This is a genomic window from Burkholderia sp. MBR-1 (genome assembly GCF_013822785.1).
GTDB classification, from domain to species: domain Bacteria; phylum Pseudomonadota; class Gammaproteobacteria; order Burkholderiales; family Burkholderiaceae; genus Burkholderia; species Burkholderia vietnamiensis.
The window spans coordinates 323,198-341,603 of the sequence record NZ_CP053612.1 but is presented as its reverse complement, the minus strand read 5'-3'; the positions used below and the strand labels follow the sequence as shown (position 1 = coordinate 341,603).

Genomic DNA, 18,406 nt, shown 5'->3' with positions numbered 1-18,406 from the left:
GGATCAGCCAACCCGGATTTGCTTCCACGTGAGGCCGCAGTCGATGTCGGTCTTTAGCGCGATGAGCTGCCGCGACAACTCGAGTTGATCGATATGCGCGCGAAGCTGGCGGCCGGCGTGGCCGGGTAAGTTATTCCGGTCTTGCAGCAGACGTTCGATCGAACCATAGCGGTTCATCCATTTTTTCGCGGTTTTATCACCAATCCCCGGGACGCCCGGCACACCGTCGACGTCGTCCCCAAGCAAGGCCAGATAGTCAGCGAGCGCGGAAATCGGGATGCCGTAGCGGGCCATGCACCATTCGTTGTCTCGCGCCGCTCGCTGGAAGTGATGTCGGACAACGGCGCCGTGAGCCGCCAAGATTGCGATGTCTTTGTCACCGGACAAGATGACGACGGGACCTCGACAGAACTCGCTCCAGCGATGAAAGATCGTTCCGACGAGATCGTCACCTTCGGCGCCCGGAGTGGCCAACGTCGCAATCCCGAGTGCTTCAATGTCTTGGCGGATATCCGGCAACACCTCCCTCAGGGGCTCGGGCATTGGTTTGCGCTTTGCCCGATACTGAGGATAGAGGGCGTGGCGCCACGTGTGTCCACCGAAATCGAAGGGTGCGATAGCGTGGGTCGGAGCGTGTTCATCTAAAGCCCGCGCAAAACTCGCCCGGGCCGAGCGTTGGGCAACCCGTGCGCGATCCAATGAGTCCGGGCCCGGCACGGCCTCGTAGATCTGACGCACCAGACTCGATCCGTCCGCGATCAGTAGCTTCATTGCGAGCAGGATGGGGTGGTTCGGCTCGCATGCTGTGCGAGGCCGATCAAGCGCTCGAGCGCGGCGAGCGAGCCGGTGATGCTTTCGTAGGTCTCGGTGCCGATCCTCGCCTCGAGCGTGACAGCAAATCCGGCTTCGCGCGCGAGCGCCAGCATAGTCGAGCGAGCCAGGGTATCCGGCCTGTCCGGATGGCTTTGCGGAGCATCACCGCGACGATCTAACTTGAGATCCACGTCGGGGTCGCATGGGCCGCGGGGTGGTTGTGCGGCAAAGGTCCTCATGACGCCTCCTTCAACCTCGATGACGGATAGTTGGTGTGTCTATCTTAGGTGCGTTCAACGCACCTGTCAAAGTCACGCGTTAGCGTGGTTGGGGTGAGCCGCGGACAGGCTCGAAGGCGGGGTTTAACCAGAAGCCAGGTGATGTGCGGAAACCCTCCGCGCTGAGACGAACGTATTCGAGGATTTGCTCGGTGAGGACCCAACGTCGGCTATTGCGCTCCGCGGCTTTGCCGGTTGTTCCGGAACCGGCGCAGTGGTCGACAACCAGATCGCCCGGCTCGCTGAGCCAACGCACCAGAAAGTCCGCCACGGCGATCGGCATCATCGCGCCGTGGGCGGGTAACCCGAGGCGTTTGGCAGCCCGGTGGTGCTCGCGCGTCTCCGCACACGCGTGGCCGTGGTGGATGACGTTCTTCGGGATCCGTCCATCGGTGCGCCGGCTGTAGGACCCTGGGCGCACCTGGTGGGCGCCGTCGCCATAAGACGTCCTGCGATCTTCGCCGCCCCGATCAATGAGCTTCGAATGCCGTTCGGTATGCGGCTCGAGGACGCGGCGGTTGTCCGCGCGCATCCGATGCGGGTCGTTCGTAAAGATGTAGATGGGCTCGTATCCTGTGAGCAGTTGATAGCGCTGCACACATGCCCACTGAGCCGGCGCCGGGCTTTTCGAGCGGTTCTCCCAGATGACCTCATCGACCTTGTAGAGGTGAAGGTGCTTGCAGATGGCCAGAACCAGTTCCTCGCGGTATGTGGAGCGAGCAGGGCTGCCGGGCAGGAAATGGTCGTTCGAGAGATTCAGCGCGACCATCGCCCCGGGGGCTAGCGAGGCAACCAGGGGTTCCAGATTGCGAAGGATAAAGTCGATGTAGAGCGAGGTGTCGCCCGTGCCACCGTATGCGCGCGAGACAGCGAGCGGGTAGGGCGGTGAACTGACGACGAGGTGAATGGGCTCGCCGAGGTGTGGAAAAACACTTTCGCTGCGTGCCCAGATTCCGATGCCGAGATCGGTTGAGAATGCGAGTAGCTTGACCGTCGGGCGCGCACGATTCAGGCGGCGCCCGGCGGCTTCGGTTAGCTGCCAAACACCGCGCGCTCCGGCTACACGCTCGAGCACTCCCGCGGCCCGGAGCGCCTGCTGCGCCCAGCGCACGCGTTGCTCGAATGGAGAGCGCAACGCTGCAGCTTTCCCGATTGCTACACGCTCCCGGCGAACGGCTGGCGGGATGCCCGATGCCGCGGCAACGTGCTCGTATAGCGCGCCAGTAGCAAGGCGCCCGTCCTCGGCAGTCGCGTAGGCGCCCACTATTTGCGCAAACAAATCCAGTTGTAGCATGCGCTCTCCGAGGGCGACGAGGTGAGGGCTCAGCGCGAGCCATCTGACATAGCCGATCGTAATGGGCGGATACCGAAATCAGAAAACAAATCTGCGGTGGGGCGCCGCGCACGTGACAGCGCCTCTTCCTTGTCTTTATCCGACATTTGTAATGCGAGCGCGTCCAAACAAGATGAAATTGGCCGGAAAGAGCAGTAAAGCCGATTTTTATCAGCTATATTTCCGGGGCAATCCGACGTGATAAATGCGTCATTTTCATCTTGCGCATCCGACAGTAATCGGGGCTTGTCAAAGGAGTAGAAGGCAACACTATGGCGACGTATAAGGAACTCACGGCCCAAATGGCCGACCTGCAGGCGAAGTTGGCGGAGGCGCGCAAAAACGAGGTCGCGCAAGTCGTGGAACGAATCAAAGCCGACATTGCCGAATTCGGGCTGACCGCGTCGGACCTCGGCTTTAAATCAGCAGGGCGAGGCGCTGGTCGCGCAGCCGTTGTGAGGAGGGTGCGGCCGCCGAAATTCCGGGACCCGAAGTCGGGTGCGGAGTGGAACGGATTGGGTAAGCCGCCGGCGTGGATTCGCGATGCGAAGAATCGCAGCCGGTTTCTAATTCAGGTTGAAAGCGATCATGGCGCGAAATCCCCCGTCGGACGCCAGCGCGGCAAACGTGGCGCACGCACGGCAGAGGCGGCTGAGGCTTGAACTCGCTGGGGTGGTAAGTATCCCGATATTGAGGCGAATCGAATTGCCGATTGGTGTGAGTCTCACAAAGAAGTGGCCAAAAAAAATCCCTGCTATGCAGGGATTTGAACGATCGAGCTAAAGTGGGTGATCACGCGCGACGAGGTCAAGTTCTGTCGGTAGGCGGGATCGTCGACATCAGCTGACTGTATTCCAGGTTCGGAAGACCTTCGTAGATCAATGAGACATCGATCGCGAGACACTGGCCGCCGGCGAATCGAAAGCGGCCGCCAGTTTTAATGGCGTGCAAGATCGGTTCCGTCATCTCGTGCAGCACATAGCCCCAACGTTCGCCGCGGCGCATCCCGAAACGCGGAAACTCGCAATCACGTAAGAATTCGATTACAAAGTGAACGCGGTCCGCGTCGCTGAGGACCGGCGGGTTGTACGCTCCGGCCACTGGTAAAGTATCCATTTCTCTCTCCGGATGTAGCCATTCCGGCGAGAGCGACGCATCGCGGCTCGCGTCCGGGTGGCCACTGTTGTTGACGCGGGCAGTAGTTAACCGGCAACTTCCAGCCACTTCTCCATCAGTTCGGCCCACGTGATCAGACCGCGGTCCAGCTGCAGCCTGAGATCGAGAAAGCGTAAGTGTGAACCGACAATAGAGCTCGACACAAGACAATAGTTCTTGACACAAAACAATAGAGTTTGACACAAACGAATGCCTCGCTATACTGCACGATTTTGTTCGACCGGGCGGATATGCGAGGGCGACGTTTCAAGACGCAGAACGACATCGACAGGTACGTGGCGCAAGGCTACGGACAGGGTTCCGGTGTGGACTACAAGCCGTGGCTTCGCGTACAGGACGTGCCATCGCGTGGCCGTTCTCGAAAGGTTAAGGGCCTCAAGACTGGGCGCGTCCACCACGTGCTCTCCGATCTCGAATACGCGTACCTTGTGGTACTCGAATTCTCCGAGCGCGTGATCGATATCCGGGAGCAGTTCCCGTTGCTCCCAGTTTCGCCGATCCAGGATGTCGCGACGCAGCGTGGCATTCGATATCCGCGTTATGCTCAAACAACGGTGCCGTTCGTGATGACGACCGATTTCGTCGTCACCGTCAGGACAGACGACGGTTTGGCGCGTGAATACGCTCGTACCGTGAAATACGCGGACGAACTGTCGTCAGGGAACAGGCTCCTGCGCACTCTGGAAAAGCTCGAGCTCGAGAGAGCCTGGTGGTTGCAGCGCGGGGTTGACTGGCAGATCGTCACCGAGCAGAGCGTGGATCCCGTGCTCGCCAGAAATCTCATCTGGCTTCGCGGCAGCGCGCAGATCGAGCGAGACATGCAAAGTGATGAGCTACGCGCCCGGTTCGTTGAGGGCATTGGGGATGCCGGAAGCCATGACCGGACCCTGTCGTCGCTTCTGCGCACGGTCAGCTATCGGCTGCGCATGCCTTATCCGGATGCCGTCAAGCTTTTCAAGTATCTGATCTGGCACAAGGTACTCCTGGTTGATCTCAGGACGCCGATGTTGTTGACATCGCAAGCACCTAAGATTCAGGTCATGGCGAGTGGTGCGGCGCCCATAAAGCGGGCGGCGTGACATGGCCAATACGATTGCATTGCCCAATACGGTTATCGAAGCACTGTCTGATCAGCTACCGTTTGAAGGGATCGCCCGTATTCTCTGGATCGACGAAGCGGCTGCAAAGACCACGTTGATTACGATAGCGGAGACGCCAAGGAAGCCGTGGGTCGTCGCGAGTGAGGATGTTCGCATGTGGTTCCGGCGCGGCGACGTCCGGCCCAGTCAGTTCCGGTTGCCGGCCTATATGCTTCAGGTTGAAGAGGATATCCCGAAGGGCGAACGGGAAATACGGGATCGCAACTGGGAGCGCATTGCTCGTCTGGTCGACACGGCAGTACCGGGTGAAATTTTCGAGGGACGCGCGATGGGCGCGCTCGTCGCGCTGCATGCCGAAGCGACAGGGGCGCAACGCAAGACCCTGTACCGCCTTCTCTATCGATACTGGACGTTCGGGCAAATTCGCAATGCATTGTTGCCGAACTACGAGAACGTCGGAGCACCTGGTAAGGCTCGCGTGTTCGCTGCCGGCAAGCGCCCCGGGCGTCCGCCGAGGCATTCCGCGACGCGCGGCGCACATTGCGGAAAGATTCTTGGCGAGGACGACAAGAGCTTTATCAGGATCGGGTACTCCCTCTTCAAGAACAACGAAGTGGCGTCCGTGACGGACGCTTACCATCGCACCTTGAGACGATTCTACGTCGAGGAACACGTTGTACCCGGCACATCGACGGACGATCTCACGCTCAAGCCGCTAGACCAGTTGCCGAGTCTGCGGCAGTTCAGCTACTGGGGGAAAAAGGCGTTTGACGATCTGACCGTCCAGCGCTCGCGTGCGGGCGAGCGGCGCTGGCAGAAAGATCATCGCGGGCTGACGGGACGCGCTGGCGACGGGGTGTATGGCCCCTGTCACCGCTTCGAAATCGATGCGACGATCGCCGACATTTATCTCGTGAGCCGGTACAACCGGAACTGGGTGATCGGTCGTCCTGTGATTTACGTCGTCGTCGACGTGTTTTCGACCATGATCGTCGGTATCTTTGTTGGCCTGGAAGGACCGGGCTGGAACGGCGCCCGTCACGCGCTGTTTAACGCGTTCACCGACAAGGTCGCGTTTTGCCGCACGTACGGCATCGAGATTGAGTCGTCCGCGTGGCCCTCGCACCATCTTCCGCACGAACTGATGGCCGACCGGGGCGAAATGCTCGGGCAGGCGGCCGAGGGCCTTGTGGCTGGGCTGGGCATTGATATAGCGATCGCGCCACCGTTCCGGCCCGACTGGAAGGCGATCGTGGAGAGCCGGTTTCGCCTGCTGAACAAGACGTCGCAGATCCACTGGATCCCGGGCGCAGTCAGGGAGCGGATTGCCGAGCGCGGCCAGCGCGATTACCGCCTGGATGCCGTCCTCGATCTGGCGGAGTTCACCAACATCATGATCAGCAGCGTGCTGCATTACAACCACCACAGCCGCCGACCGGACCGGCTCACAACGGACATGATTCACGAGGAACTCGAACCATCGCCCATCAATCTGTGGCGTTGGGGGATGGAAAATGGGCTGGCAACTCCCAATACGCAACCTCATGACCTCGTGTATCTGCATCTGCTGCCACGCGAAAGCGCCTCGATCCAGCGCGGTGGGATCTGCTTCAAGGGCATGTACTACACGTGCGCCTACGCGATTGAGCAAAACTGGTTTGCGAGGGCGCGCAGAGACGGGCGCCGCACCGTAACCGTCTGGTACGACCCGAATGATACGACGCACGTGTGGCTCCAGGACAGCAAGCGCAACTTTGTGCGCTGTGACCTGCTCGCTTCGGAGGAGCGGGTCGCACAACGCCGGCTGGAGGAAGTGCTGGACATGCTCAAAATGACTGGATCGCCGACAGGCGAAAGCACATATGCGGCGCTCAACGACAGGATCCGCCTGGACGCGCATATTGGTGCGGTAGTTGGACAGGCCCAGATGGACAAGCGAGCGGCGCAGCCGGTCGCGCCAGTGCCGGTCAGCAACCAGGCAGCGGACATCAAAAGGCATCGGGCGTTCGAAAAGGCAGCCGAGCGGCAACGCCCGGTGACGTTGCCGGGCCCCGATCAGCATGCGGTGGATGTGCCCGTAACCACGCCGGCTTCGTCGAGTGTGGCCGAGGCTTATGCTGGCGAGCGCGGCGGCGAAGTGTTAAGCCTGCTTGGACGACTACGCGACAAGGGGACGAGGTCATGACGCCTGCCGGAATACTCGTTGCCGCCGAATATGCCGATTCGCCCATTGCGCAATATCAGGGCAATCCCCTCATTGAGGCATTGCCGCCGATCCGCTCGGAAGCGGACGCCGCGGCTTGCATGGCGCTGTTTCCCGATGAGCCCGGCGGCGAAACCGGGCTGTCGAAGGAAGTCCGCCTGCACTGTATCGACCGGTTGCTGCACCTGGTTCAGCCACTCCCGATTCATCTGGAACTTGAGTCGGCGTTGTCCGCTTTGATACGCAGCGGCTATGTCGGCCGCAATCCCCTGTCGCAGTCGACGTGGCGGCACGTGTATTCGCTTGCCCTCGGTCAGGCAAAAGAAAGCGGCTTCCGTTCGACGGCTTCCACGCTGAGTGTCGTGGGCTTGAGCGGGATCGGCAAATCGACGGCACTGGAGTCCATCCTGCGACTCTACCCGCAGGCGATTCGCCACCGGCAATACCGGAGGCAGGAACTGGTTCAGGTCCAGATCCCGTGGCTGAAGATCGAATGTCCATTCGACGGTTCGCTTACCGGGTTATGCCACGCGTTCTTTCGCGCTCTCGACCGGGCCATCGGAGAGGAACGGTATGCCAGACGCTATCGTTCGATCCGGGGCATTGTCCAACTCGTCCATCAGATCGAGCAGATCGCGAGTACCCATTTCGTCGGCGTGTTGATCATCGACGAATTGCAGCATCTGCGGGTTGCAAAGACGGGCGGCAAGGAGAACATGCTTAATTTCTTCGTCAACCTCATCAACAGCATCGGCATTCCGGTCGTGTTTGTGGGGACCAATTCCATGATCGAACTATTCTCCGACGTGATGCGTAATGCGCGACGCGCCACAGGTCTGGGGCTGAGCGACTTCCGGCAACCGAAGCGCGATGATCCGGCGTGGGCACTGCTAGTCGATGCCGCGTGGCAATACCAGTGGGTTCGTCATGTCGAACCCCTGACGGACGAGCTTCGGAAGGTGCTGTACGATCTAACTCAAGGGGTGACGGACTTTCTGATCAAACTGCTCGTGCTCGCCCAGCGACACGCGATTCACACGGGTGAAGAGCGGCTGACGCTCAAGCTGTTGCGTACGATTGCCGACACCAGGATGCAGTTGCTTAAGCCGGCGCTCGACGCGTTGCGAAGCGGTGACACGAAGCGCATGTCGAAGTTCGAGGATCTGCTTCCACCCGACAGCCAGATTGCCGCGATGATGGGAGCGATCGATGGGGATGCGCGCGTTTCGTCGCGCCTGGCGATGCTTCAGGACATGCGGCGTCCTCCCGCCGGAAACGCTGAGGCATCCTTGTCCCCCATCGCGGTAACGAGCGGAATTCCATCGACCGGTGTAAAGCAATCGGGAGTTCCGGTTCCTTCCGAAGCCCGGCGCCTCGTTGAATGCGATGCACCGTTTGTCGCCCTGCGCGATGCCGGATGGCTGCAGGCAGACGCGCTGGAATTCTCCACGGCATATGCCGATTGCTAGTGCCGATGCGGAATCTGCTGTTCTTTGTCCCGTCTTTACCTGACGAGACCATCCAGTCGCGCGTTGCCCGACATCATGTGCTGTCGGGCAACCGGGTGGAGAGCGACACCTTTCTTGACCTGTTCGACAGTGCGCCGTTTTCGCTCGAGCAAATCGTACCGCCATCCCTCATGCGGCTTGCGGATCGTGTGAACGACGGCTCGCAGGCAGCCCTGCAAACGCTTCTGGCAGGCAACACCCTGTGGCCGCTTTTCGAGCCGTTTCTGGACGGCGTGTTGCAGCCGCTGACGGCTGACGTTGGAGCGATGATGAGCCGGTTACCACGTCGTGTTGTCGGCCTCTACGGCGAAGCGCATCTCTGCCCGGCCTGCGTTGAAGAGGACATTCATGCGTTCGGGATGGGGTACTGGCACCGGGCGCACCACGTCCCGGGCGTGAGCATGTGTTGGCGGCATGGCGCGCGCCTGCTTTCGAGTTGCCCGCAGTGCCACCGGCCTTTCCAGTTTCGCCAGCGACTACTACGCCAACCGTGGCTAGCTTGCCGCTGTGGCTGGCAGGTGACTGCGGCGGAAGATGATGGCATGGCAGGCTCACCGATCCCGCTGCAATACGCGCGCTTTGCTCGCGATCTGCTTAACCGTCCCCTGGGCCGGGTGGACCCCTTTCGCCTGCGCGTGGCGTACCAGAACCGCATTCGAGAGCTAGGCTTCAAATGGGGGGCAAGGCTACAGGCGAAAGCGTTCCAGGAACACCTGATTGAAGAACTGGGCGAAACGTTCCTCTCTGCAGTGGATCCGGCGTTCGCCGCGAAGCGGATGAGCTTCTGGATACGCTTTGCACCGGGCAACAGCACGGTATGCGATATGCCGATTACGCGGCACCTGTTGCTCGCGATGTATCTGTTTGGTACGCGGGACGAACTTGCATTGAGCCTGCAGCGTGTGTCCCAGGAAGAGACTGCGATTAGACGCACCAGGACAGTTGAGGAAGGCCCGACACTTGAGGGGGCGGCGGTGTCGATGCCGCGTATAGCGCACCGGCGTCGAATACGGGACGAGCTGAGAAGAAACCCGCAAACGACCATCCAGGATCTGTGGCGCAAGGTATATCGTGTCACCTCGTGGCTCTACGAGCATGACCGGGAGTGGATACAGGAGACCCTCTCGATTTCGGCAGCAGATAGAGTGGGCGGTGGTCAGTCCGCAGCGAAAACCGTATCTCCGGACGACGAGCGCTTCGCCGCACTCGTCGACGAGGCCGCCGTTGCGATGCTCGCTAGGCCGGGAAAGCCGCAACAGGTGACAAAGGAGCGATTACTCGCGGTTCTTCCGGTGCGCATTGCCGACACGCCCCGGCAACGCGAGCGATATCCCGACACGCTAACGCGGGTCACGGATAACCGGGAATCCACGTGGCACTTCAGGGCGCGGCGACTGTGGTGGGCATACGCACTGATGAGCGCACGGGGCGACGCCGCGCCGGCGAGAGAAGCCGTGATCTTGTCTGGCGTTGGCCATTACGCGGCCCAGGCAATCATTGAACATTGCGGATGGGAACCTGTGTTGCCACTTGCTGCGAAGTTTGATGCGCTGGCGAAGCTGTCTGAAGCGGGAATTACGCCGAAATGGGAGGGGCCGCCCGCGTGGCAAGGCCGAGCCATTGGAGGGCGTGCCTATCAACGTCGGCCGTAAGGCGATTCGAGAGAAAATCAAGCTCGGCGTCTGGTGATCCTTGGCTGGCGGGGGCGGCTACCGTCGCCACCCAGATCCTCAACGAAAGGTTCCTGCGCCAGGCAAAACTCGATCGCGATGCGCCTCATGCGGCAATCTAAACTGCGCTCCGCGCCTGTCCCTCATCGCGGCGCCATGATCCGTAACACGGGATGTCCATCGACGTCCTTGAGCGCAAACCAGGCATCGTGTGATGCTGCGTCGACACTGACGACGTGGGCATCCGGTCCCACACGGCCATCCCCGATTTTCACCACGTGCGAAGTGTCCACGTGGAACATGGACACCACGCCCGCCTCGCCCGCGACATAGACCGTGCGCAGCGCCGGATCGTACGCCAGCACGTCCGGCGTGCCGCCGACATCGAACGCCGCGATCTCCTTCATTGTGCGCATGTCGAGCACTAGCAGACGATCGTTGTCCTCGCAGGCAATCAATGCCAGACGGAATTCCGGCACGATCAGCAGACCGTGATTGCCCCGCGCGCCAGGCAGCTCAGTGCGGGCGACCACGGTGTCGGTGCGGGGATCGATCTCCACCAGTTGGCGTCGCGACTGCACATTGACGAAAACGTGCCGCGATACTGGATCGTACTGCGTGTTCCCCACTTCACCGCCGAGGGACACGGTCGCGACGCGCCGGTTCGTCGAGCCGTCGATCACGGTCTCTGTCTCGCCGGTTTCGTCCGATACGTAAAGCTTCTGAACGTCAGGCACCCAGGCCATCCCATCGGGATAGACGCCACCGGGCGTCCTCGCGACAATCTTCAGCGTGTCCGCGTCGATCGCGACGATCTTGTTCGTGCCGGTGGCCGAGGCGTAGACACGGGACAGCGCCGGAACAGCCAGCACACCATGTACGGCGGACACACCCGGAATGCGCGCGACAACGCGCGAAGCGAGCGTGTCGAAAACGACGACTTCGCCGTCGCCCAGATGAGCGATGAACAGCAGGTGCCGCTGCGGGTCGTAGCTCTCGTAGTCGAACCGCGACGCGCAGCCGGGTAGTGGCACATCGCCGATCAGCTTCAGTGGCAGGGTATCGATGGCCGGGTCATCCGAACCGTGCGCGACGCACCCTGTGCCGCCCCCGGCGATCACCGCGAACCAGACGACCATGGCGACCCTCGCCGCAAGTTGCCCACACAATGAACTGCCGCGAATCATGGCGCGCCTCCATCCGGCCGGATATGGCGGAAGGCGGCAAGCACGGCGAGATCGTAGGCAATCTTGAGCGTCCCGCACGCGATCAGCGGCGCAGCAAGCCATCCGGCTGCGAGCATCGCTGCGGCAATCGACGGCGCCACGGCCGCGGCAAGGCTGCGCGGCACAGCCGTGAAGCTCGCGGCAGCAGGCCGCTCAGCGGGCGTCACGACGGCCATCACGTAGGCGCTACGCGTCGGCACATCCAGCCGGGAAAGTGCACTGCGCAGGAGCAGCAACGTCAGGGTCAGCGGCAGGGATGCCGTCAATGCCGCGGCAATCAGGCACACGCTCGACGGGATGTGGGTGAACACCATCGTGTTGAGTAACCCGATCCTGCGCGCGATCGGCGCCGCGGCAAGCAGCGAGCCGGCACTGAGCAGCCCCGACCAGAAGAAAAACTGCCCGGCCGCAGCCAGCGAAAGTCCGAAGCGCTGGATCAGCCACAGCGTCAGCAGCGAGTTGACAAGCAGGCCGCCGGCGAACGCATCGACGCTGAACAGGAGCGCCAGACGCGTCACAATCGCGCGCGATGGACCCAGTGGCACGTGCGCCTTCGCGGCGTGCACTGTCTCCTTTGGCAAACCCAGATACAGCAGGAAGACCACGCTGCCCGTCAGCGCGTAGACGACGAACATCGCGCGCATGGCGAACAGTCCGGACATGCCGGAGCGCACCGCGAACCATTGCGGCAAAGCTGCGAGCAGCGAGCCGAGCGCCGCCGACAGCCCGCCCACGAGGCTGTAACGCGCGAACAGCGCTGTCCGGGAATCGGGGTGCGACGCTTCGGCGAGGCGTGCGTGTTCCAGCGGCAGAAAAAGACTGACGTCCCCTGAACTGGGATTGAGGGTGCCGATAAAGGCCACCACGAGCAACGGCCACAGGGTTGAGAGGCAGCCGAACGCAAGCCCTGTCGCGCCCATCAAGGCCGCGGCGAACAGCAGCAGCGGGCGGTGCGGGTAGCGGACGCTGGTCACGCCGACCAGGATCGTGGCGAGAGCTGATCCCAGCAATGTGGCCGTGCCAATCAGGCCGACCGTGAGTTGCTCGAAGCCGAGGGCGAGAAGATACGCGGGCAGCAGTACCGCAACGAAACCATCACAGACTCCGCGCAAACCTCGCGCCGCGAGCAACAGCCGCGCGCTGCGATCGATGCCCGGCGGCCACAGCAGGTCCGACAGGGGTGCACGGACAGGGGGCATCAATGTCTCCACATTCGGGCCTGCATGCGGCCTTGTACCGCCCCCCTTGTCAGGCCAGGGCGTGCGACTGCATTGCGGCCTGCAGTCTCAACGCTGCGTTGTCCCAGTTGAGGATGCTGAACAGCTGGTTGACGTATTCGTTGCGGCGGTTCTGGTACTTCAGGTAGTAGGCATGCTCGAACACGTCGAGCACCAGAATCGGCTGGATGCCCCACGCGGTGAGTTTCTGGTGGTTCTCGCACTGCAGGATCATGAGCTTGCCGGTCGCCGGCAGATAGCCGACGACACCCCAGCCCGAGGCCTCGGTGGCAATGGTCGCAGCGACGAGTTGCGCCTTGAATTTCGCATACGAGCCGAAATGGCGGTCGATCGTTCTGGCGAGCTCGCTGCGGATTTCGGCGATGGTGATCAATCGTTTCGGCGAACGTGATCAGTCTGGAAGGTGGTGTTGCGCGGTCAATGGATTATAGCGACGGTGATCACGATCAGGCGTCAGCGGACTCGGATTTCGTTTTCTTTCTCATCGAATCGCCCTTGACCGGAAGCTTGTGGGCCTGATGCACGAGCCGATCGAGAATCGCATCGGCGAGCGTGGGGTCCTGCAGCCACGCGTGCCAGTGTTCGAGCGGCAACTGGCTGGTGATCACAGTCGAGCGCGTACCGACACGATCATCAAGTACCTCAAGCAGATCATTGCGCGCCGCCTGGTCGAGATCCTGCAAGCCCCAATCGTCGAGGATCAGCACATCAATCTTCGCGAGTTGCGCAAGCCGACGTGTGAAGCTGCCGTCGCCGTGCGCGATTTTCAGCTCTTCGAACAGCCGCGCGACGCGCACATAGAACACGGAGAAGCCCTGCCGGCACGCCTGCTGGCCGAACGCGCAAGCGAGCCACGTCTTGCCCGCGCCGGTGGGGCCGGTCAGGATCAGGTTCTGAGCATTGCGCACCCAGTCGCAGCCGGCGAGCGTGGCGACGATGCGCTGGTCCAGCCCACGGGTTTGCCGGTATTCAATGTCTTCGACGCAGGCCTGTGGGTTCTTGAGCTTCGCGGCGCGCAGCAAACGTTCGAGTCGTCGCGTATCACGCCAGGCCAGCTCGCGATCTACGAGCATGCCCACGCGTTCCTCGAATGACAGGCTGGTGCTTGCCGTGAGCGTTGACTGCTCCTCGAACGCGCGAGCCATGCCGTCCAGTTTGAGCGCCTTTAGCTGGGTAAGGGTGTGCTGCATCAACATCGTGACCTCCTTCGGGTCAGTGGTAGTAGTCGGGGCCGCGCACGTTCTCGTGCTCGGGCGAGCGCCATTCGGCGGGCGTGGTCGGGAGCGAGGGCTGCAGGTCAAGTCCCGCTTCCAGGATTGACAGCACGGAGCGACGCGTGGGCGAGCCGATCTTCAATGCACGCTGGCATGCGGCCTCGAGGCGGTGTTTGCCGTACTTGCGCGCGAGCGAGAGAAGACCGAGACAGGCGCGATAGCCCATCTCGGGGTGAGGTTTGTTGGTCAGCAGATGCCGCACGACAGCCTCGGCGCCGGGGCCGACGGATGCGCCCCAGTTGAGCAGGCGCCCAGGCGTCCATTCCATGTGCGCGCGATGCGCAGCCGGCATGTGTTCGGCGATGGTCGTGTGTTTGCCTTTGAGGCGCGAGCGAGCGTGCGCAGCGACACGCTTGCCGCCATGCAGGATCTCTACGCCGTGGCGTGTGATACGCGCCCAGACCTCCTGCCGTGCGAGGCTATGCGGGACGCTGTAATAGTGGCCGCCGACATCGACGTGGTAATCGATGTTCACACGGCACTTCTGGAAGGTGGCGATCTCGTAGCGACGCACGGGCAACGGGCGCAGGACGGGTTGGTCCAGCCGTTCGAACCATTCACGCCGGTTGCCTTCGAGCCGCTTGAACGGGCGCTGGTTTAGGTCGGCGATCAGTTCTGCAATCGCCTTGTTGAGTTCAGCCAGACTGTAGAAGCGATAGTGGCGCAGTCGGGCCAGCACCCAGCGCTCGACGATCTGCACGCCGACTTCGACCTTGGCCTTGTCCTGCGGTTTGCGCGGACGCGCCGGCAGCATCGCGGTGCCGTAGTGGTTCACGAAGTCCTGCGTGGTCGTGCCGAGTCCGGGTTCGTAACGGTCGGGTCGCGCGATCAGCGCCTTCGGGTTGTCGGGCACGAGCAGCTCGGGCACGCCGCCAATGAACTCTAGCGCATCGCACAGGCTGCCGATCCAGTCCGCCATCGTCTCGGTGCGCGTCGCGCACGCGAACGTGTAGTTGGATGCGCCGAGCACGGCAACGAACACGTGCGCCTCGAACTCGACGCCGCCATCGCTCGCCAGGACCGGCACGGTGGGACCCGCGAAGTCCGCGAACAGCTTCTCGCCGGCGCGGTGCTGCTGACGCATCGAGCGCTTGATCGACTTCGCCCAGTCCTTGTACTTCTGGCAGAACTGCGTGTAGCGGTACGTCCGCTGGCCGGGGTTCGCTTCAGCGTATTCTTCCCACAGCAGTTGCAGCGTCACGCCCTTGCGGCGCAGCTCGCGATGCAATGCCGTGTAGTCGGGCTCGATGCGTCGCGTCGTCGTCGCCGCGGCATTGGTTGCCGCAGGCCTCAGGCGCGCGTCCAGTTCGTCGTCGGACATTGCTTCGGCTGCCGCCCAATCGAGTCCCGCCTGGCTGGCTTGGGCCGCGAACTTCGAGACGGCACCGACGCTGATGCCGATAGCCCGGCTGATCTGCCGATGCGTCAGGCCACACGCCCACTTTAGTCGCAGGACTTCCTTCAATTTGCGCATGCTCATCCGAGGTGTCGGCATCGGCACTTCTCCCGCAAAAAAGGGAGCAGGCTAACGCCGTCGGTGAATACATGCGCAACGCCACCGCCAGACTCAAACCCGGATTACGTTCCGGTTACGTGATCACCCGTTTCGGTCCCGTGATCGCTCATTCCGGCATCGTGATCACGCGTTTCGGAAACCTGTGATCAGCGATCACGATCAACCGAAACGGGTGATCACGATCATTCGGAATCCATGATCACGATCCGCCGAAATGCGTGATCACGTTCGCCGGAATACGCAAGCTCGCCTCCCGGCTCACCAACCTTGCCAGAAATGCTCGTCCAGTAGATCGTATGCAGGATATGGCTGGAAAGCTGGAACGCCAGTTCTTTCTCGTGGAATTTCACCAGCGCAAAGTCGCCGGTTTCCCGTGCCCGGGCCAAGCCTTCTTCCGCCTTGTTCGCCGCAGCGGCGGCGGGCTTGTGATGGAAGTTGTAGTGGAGTTCCACCGTGTGGGCGTCGATTACCGGTTCGAGCGCATCGTACGCAAACGGCAGCGGTGCCGCCGCGTAGTTGCCGTCCGCGTTGACCAGTCTGTCGGTAAAGCCCGACGCACTAGCCGCGTGAACCAGCTGCGCCTGGGCCAGCATCATGCCTGCCCCCACTGTGGCGGAATCATGCAGAAACGTGCGACGTGTCTTCATTTGCAATCCTCACAGTTTTCGTGAACGCACCCGATTAATGGGCGTGCAGATGGACAAGCGGATAGAGGGCGAGACCCGTCAGGGCCGCGGCAACCACGATTGCGGGTTCCGGAAGCTTCTTCACACGCCAGAGCAGCAACGCGGTCGCGAGCGCGATGAGCGCGGTCGGCCAGTCGATGACCGAGCGCTTTGCGATCACAATGACCGAGCCGGTAATCGCCCCCACGGCTGCGGCGGTAATGCCGTCGACAAACGCCTTGACGGCGGGGAGCCGCCCATATTTCTTGAAGTACGGCGCAGGCAGCACCGTGAACAGGTAGCACGGGATGAACGTCCCTAGGGCAGCGATGCAGGCGCCAGCCAGCCCGGCGACGAGATACCCAATGAAGCCCACGGTAATGACGACCGGCCCCGGCGTGATCATCGCAACGGCCACCGCATCGACAAACTGTTTCTCGTTCAGCCAGTGGTGTTCCGTCACGACACCGCCGTAGAGGAAAGGCACGATCGCGAGGCCTGAGCCGAACACGAACGCGCCCGCCTTCGTGAAGAAAAGCGCAATCTGACCGAGCAGCGGAAGGTCCAGACCGCTCAGCGGCCCGGCAAGGGCCGGTGCCTGTGTCGCGGCCAGCGCGTTGATCCCGCCTTTGCCCAGCCATTGAGGCGGCGCGCGGCGTAGCCAGTTGACGATGCCACCGGCGATAAAAAGCCAGGCGATTTCAGACTCGGTCACGACGGTCACTGCCGCGAGGATCAGGAAGACCGCCCAGAGCAGCCGGTCCTTTCCGAGCGTCTTCGTCGTGAGCTTGTATGCGCTCATCGCAATGATGCCGACGACCGCCGCGCCGACGCCGTAGAAAACGGCCTGCATCCACGACAGTCCGCCGAAATGCGCGTAGGCCCAGCCCAGCACCACCACCATCAGGAACGACGGCAGCACGAAGGCGAGACCGGCGATGGTCGCGCCCAGCAGCCGGTAGTGCACGAAGCCGAGATAGATGCCGAGTTGCGCCGCAAGCGGGCCCGGCATCATCTGCGCGAGGGCCAGCCCTTCGCGATAGTCTCCCTCGGTAATCCAGCCACGCTGTTCGACCAGATCGCGGCGCATGTAGCCGACCAGCGCGACCGGGCCACCGAATCCGATCGTGCCGAGTTTGAGCATGTAGAGCGCCATCTGGCCCAGGCTGTATCCGGGCGCGTGTGCGGTGGTTGTGCTCATGAACGTTTTCCCGTGTCGCGCGCTTTTTCGACCGCGGCGAAGTGTGTGTACATCGAGTCGAGGACGGGACTCATGTCACTGAGCAACTGGTCGTCGTCAGCTGCACGCTCGCGCGTGCCCGCAATGATCGCTTCGAAGCCGATGGCCTCCGGCACCGGCGTGCCGCCCACGTCGAGCGCATGCACCATTGAGCTAAGCCGCATGAGCGCCGGATCACCTTCGAGTCCGAAGCTCGCCAGCAGCACTTCGAACGTCACACGTTCTCCCACATGCGTGAAGACCGCGCCGTCGAAATCGAAGCCGAGCGCGTCCTTCGGGCAATCGTCCGGCGAGGGCAGCCAGACGAAGCGGGCCTGCACGTCGATAAACCGGCGGATCAGCCAGGCGCTTGCCACGCGATCCACCCACAGCCGTCGGCGGGTTGCCCACGTGCGCCCCTGGTAGTCCAGGACGGACAGCAGGCGGATTGCGCGGTCCGCCGAGTGGGGCTCGCCAGGCGAGAGCACCGTATCGACGTGGGCCACGAAATCCTGCCACGCCACCTCCGCGCGCGTAGTCGCTTCCCCAGGGAAGAAGTCGATCGCGACAATGGTCTCGTAGTCCTTGCGCAGGCGTCGCTGCAGTTTCGTCAGTTCGGTGGCGGACTGCCCGGACACGGTCTTGCGCGCTTCGGCCAGTGTCCGGATGAAGCCATCGTACTCATCGGCCAGGTCGAAGAGTCCGCGGAATTCCGCGTCCTGCGAAGCATCGAGACTGGGGGCGCGCAGAAGGTGCGCTGCGCCACCGCTCTCGCCGATCGCCGCGACCAGCTCGCGCAGCATGTTTTCCCCTTCAGGACTGTAAGGAAGCAGATAGATGCCGTCGCGCAACACCGCGCAGCCTTTCCCCTTCAGGGCGCGCCAGAAGCGCATGCGGGCTGTCGCATTCCCGGTGGGTAGCGTCAGGACAAGGACGGACCAGGTCATCAACGTATTCATGTAGACAATGCTACGTTTATGTAGCGATATCTACAAGTTAACTTTGTGGGCGTGATGCAGAAGACTGACCAGATGCGATGTCATCCGGCCGCGCCAGTCCGCTCGTTACACTGATGAACCACAGGCCACGGATGCCCCAGCGCTGCCACAATAGGGATGTGCCCATCGTCTATCCGGCTTTCCCGACTCCAGTACACGCAGTCTGCGGTAGCATCAAGCTCTCTTCCA

At 62.1% G+C, this 18,406-nt stretch carries 16 protein-coding genes and 1 pseudogene; 5 read left to right on the top strand and 12 right to left on the bottom strand.

Annotated features, from left to right (window positions below):
* Window positions 1–3 precede the first annotated feature (3 nt).
* From MBR110_RS31335 to MBR110_RS31325, 3 genes are all read right to left on the bottom strand, one after another.
* Window positions 4–771 carry a 5'-3' exonuclease gene (locus MBR110_RS31335; RefSeq protein ID WP_181709878.1) on the bottom strand — a complete coding sequence of 256 codons (768 nt, stop codon included), beginning with the start codon at window positions 769–771 and terminating at the stop codon, window positions 4–6.
* On the bottom strand, window positions 768–1,052 hold the full coding sequence (locus tag MBR110_RS31330; protein WP_181709877.1) for a hypothetical protein: 285 nt from the start codon (window positions 1,050–1,052) through the stop codon (window positions 768–770). Before MBR110_RS31330 ends, MBR110_RS31335 begins: the two co-directional genes overlap by 4 nt.
* A gap of 79 nt (window positions 1,053–1,131) precedes the next feature.
* Window positions 1,132–2,385: a site-specific DNA-methyltransferase gene (locus MBR110_RS31325; RefSeq protein WP_181709876.1), complete on the bottom strand. Its 1,254-nt coding sequence runs from the start codon at window positions 2,383–2,385 to the stop codon at window positions 1,132–1,134.
* Window positions 2,386–2,696: 311 nt separating this feature from the next.
* Here MBR110_RS31325 and MBR110_RS31320 point away from each other — a divergent pair.
* Window positions 2,697–2,999 (top strand): annotated as a pseudogene (locus MBR110_RS31320) (H-NS histone family protein); the annotation flags it as partial.
* 232 nt (window positions 3,000–3,231) lie between these two features.
* On the opposite strand, the gene MBR110_RS31315 reads toward MBR110_RS31320, so the two are convergent.
* Window positions 3,232–3,540, bottom strand: a complete 309-nt coding sequence (locus tag MBR110_RS31315) for a hypothetical protein (protein WP_258570028.1) — start codon at window positions 3,538–3,540, stop codon at window positions 3,232–3,234.
* Between the two features lie 236 nt (window positions 3,541–3,776).
* On the opposite strand from MBR110_RS31315, the gene MBR110_RS31310 reads away from it, so the two are divergent.
* The 4 genes from MBR110_RS31310 to MBR110_RS31295 are packed head-to-tail and all read left to right on the top strand — an operon-like array spanning window position 3,777 to window position 10,063.
* Window positions 3,777–4,679, top strand: coding sequence for a TnsA endonuclease N-terminal domain-containing protein (locus MBR110_RS31310; protein ID WP_223274428.1), 903 nt, complete (start codon window positions 3,777–3,779; stop codon window positions 4,677–4,679).
* Window position 4,680: 1 nt separating this feature from the next.
* Complete coding sequence (locus MBR110_RS31305) at window positions 4,681–6,885, top strand: Mu transposase C-terminal domain-containing protein (protein ID WP_027813535.1); 2,205 nt, start codon at window positions 4,681–4,683, stop codon at window positions 6,883–6,885.
* Window positions 6,882–8,372 (top strand): ATP-binding protein, encoded by a 1,491-nt coding sequence (locus tag MBR110_RS31300; protein WP_046196986.1) that lies wholly within the window; start codon window positions 6,882–6,884, stop codon window positions 8,370–8,372. Before MBR110_RS31305 ends, MBR110_RS31300 begins: the two co-directional genes overlap by 4 nt.
* 5 nt (window positions 8,373–8,377) lie before the next feature.
* Window positions 8,378–10,063 carry a TniQ family protein gene (locus MBR110_RS31295; protein ID WP_027813537.1) on the top strand — a complete coding sequence of 562 codons (1,686 nt, stop codon included), beginning with the start codon at window positions 8,378–8,380 and terminating at the stop codon, window positions 10,061–10,063.
* Between the two features lie 161 nt (window positions 10,064–10,224).
* On the opposite strand, the gene MBR110_RS31290 is transcribed toward MBR110_RS31295, so the two are convergent.
* From MBR110_RS31290 to MBR110_RS31255, 8 genes are all read right to left on the bottom strand, one after another.
* Window positions 10,225–11,268, bottom strand: coding sequence for a YncE family protein (locus MBR110_RS31290; RefSeq protein WP_027813538.1), 1,044 nt, complete (start codon window positions 11,266–11,268; stop codon window positions 10,225–10,227).
* Window positions 11,265–12,506, bottom strand: a complete 1,242-nt coding sequence (locus MBR110_RS31285; protein WP_046196987.1) for an MFS transporter — start codon at window positions 12,504–12,506, stop codon at window positions 11,265–11,267. The genes MBR110_RS31290 and MBR110_RS31285 overlap by 4 nt, the downstream gene beginning before the upstream one ends.
* Before the next feature lie 49 nt (window positions 12,507–12,555).
* Window positions 12,556–12,918: a Fe-Mn family superoxide dismutase gene (locus MBR110_RS31280; RefSeq protein ID WP_226233923.1), complete on the bottom strand. Its 363-nt coding sequence runs from the start codon at window positions 12,916–12,918 to the stop codon at window positions 12,556–12,558.
* A 73-nt stretch (window positions 12,919–12,991) separates the two neighbouring features.
* Window positions 12,992–13,741 (bottom strand): IS21-like element IS408 family helper ATPase IstB, encoded by a 750-nt coding sequence (gene istB / locus MBR110_RS31275; protein WP_006397350.1) that lies wholly within the window; start codon window positions 13,739–13,741, stop codon window positions 12,992–12,994.
* A 16-nt stretch (window positions 13,742–13,757) separates the two neighbouring features.
* A complete protein-coding gene (istA, locus tag MBR110_RS31270) occupies window positions 13,758–15,314 on the bottom strand; it encodes an IS21-like element IS408 family transposase (protein ID WP_011875599.1) in 1,557 nt (518 codons plus the stop codon).
* 203 nt (window positions 15,315–15,517) lie between these two features.
* Complete coding sequence (locus MBR110_RS31265) at window positions 15,518–15,982, bottom strand: hypothetical protein (RefSeq protein ID WP_269150517.1); 465 nt, start codon at window positions 15,980–15,982, stop codon at window positions 15,518–15,520.
* A gap of 34 nt (window positions 15,983–16,016) precedes the next feature.
* The gene (locus MBR110_RS31260) at window positions 16,017–17,201 is read right to left on the bottom strand and encodes a chromate transporter (protein ID WP_027813541.1); all 1,185 of its coding nucleotides are present in this window, start codon (window positions 17,199–17,201) and stop codon (window positions 16,017–16,019) included.
* Window positions 17,198–18,178, bottom strand: a complete 981-nt coding sequence (locus tag MBR110_RS31255; RefSeq protein ID WP_027813542.1) for a chromate resistance protein ChrB domain-containing protein — start codon at window positions 18,176–18,178, stop codon at window positions 17,198–17,200. Before MBR110_RS31255 ends, MBR110_RS31260 begins: the two co-directional genes overlap by 4 nt.
* Window positions 18,179–18,406: the final 228 nt, after the last annotated feature.

Excerpts from the sequence above, each read along its gene's own strand:
- MBR110_RS31335 (WP_181709878.1), bottom strand. The coding sequence starts at position 771 with ATGAAGCTACTGATCGCGGACGGATCGAGTCTGGTGCGTCAGATCTAC.
- MBR110_RS31330 (WP_181709877.1), bottom strand. The coding sequence starts at position 1,052 with ATGAGGACCTTTGCCGCACAACCACCCCGCGGCCCATGCGACCCCGAC.
- MBR110_RS31325 (WP_181709876.1), bottom strand. The coding sequence starts at position 2,385 with ATGCTACAACTGGATTTGTTTGCGCAAATAGTGGGCGCCTACGCGACT.
- MBR110_RS31315 (WP_258570028.1), bottom strand. The coding sequence starts at position 3,540 with ATGGATACTTTACCAGTGGCCGGAGCGTACAACCCGCCGGTCCTCAGC.
- MBR110_RS31305 (WP_027813535.1), top strand. The coding sequence starts at position 4,681 with ATGGCCAATACGATTGCATTGCCCAATACGGTTATCGAAGCACTGTCT.
- MBR110_RS31300 (WP_046196986.1), top strand. The coding sequence starts at position 6,882 with ATGACGCCTGCCGGAATACTCGTTGCCGCCGAATATGCCGATTCGCCC.
- MBR110_RS31295 (WP_027813537.1), top strand. The coding sequence starts at position 8,378 with ATGCGGAATCTGCTGTTCTTTGTCCCGTCTTTACCTGACGAGACCATC.
- MBR110_RS31290 (WP_027813538.1), bottom strand. The coding sequence starts at position 11,268 with ATGATTCGCGGCAGTTCATTGTGTGGGCAACTTGCGGCGAGGGTCGCC.
- MBR110_RS31285 (WP_046196987.1), bottom strand. The coding sequence starts at position 12,506 with ATGCCCCCTGTCCGTGCACCCCTGTCGGACCTGCTGTGGCCGCCGGGC.
- istB (WP_006397350.1), bottom strand. The coding sequence starts at position 13,741 with ATGTTGATGCAGCACACCCTTACCCAGCTAAAGGCGCTCAAACTGGAC.
- istA (WP_011875599.1), bottom strand. The coding sequence starts at position 15,314 with ATGCCGACACCTCGGATGAGCATGCGCAAATTGAAGGAAGTCCTGCGA.
- MBR110_RS31265 (WP_269150517.1), bottom strand. The coding sequence starts at position 15,982 with ATGAAGACACGTCGCACGTTTCTGCATGATTCCGCCACAGTGGGGGCA.
- MBR110_RS31260 (WP_027813541.1), bottom strand. The coding sequence starts at position 17,201 with ATGAGCACAACCACCGCACACGCGCCCGGATACAGCCTGGGCCAGATG.
- MBR110_RS31255 (WP_027813542.1), bottom strand. The coding sequence starts at position 18,178 with ATGAATACGTTGATGACCTGGTCCGTCCTTGTCCTGACGCTACCCACC.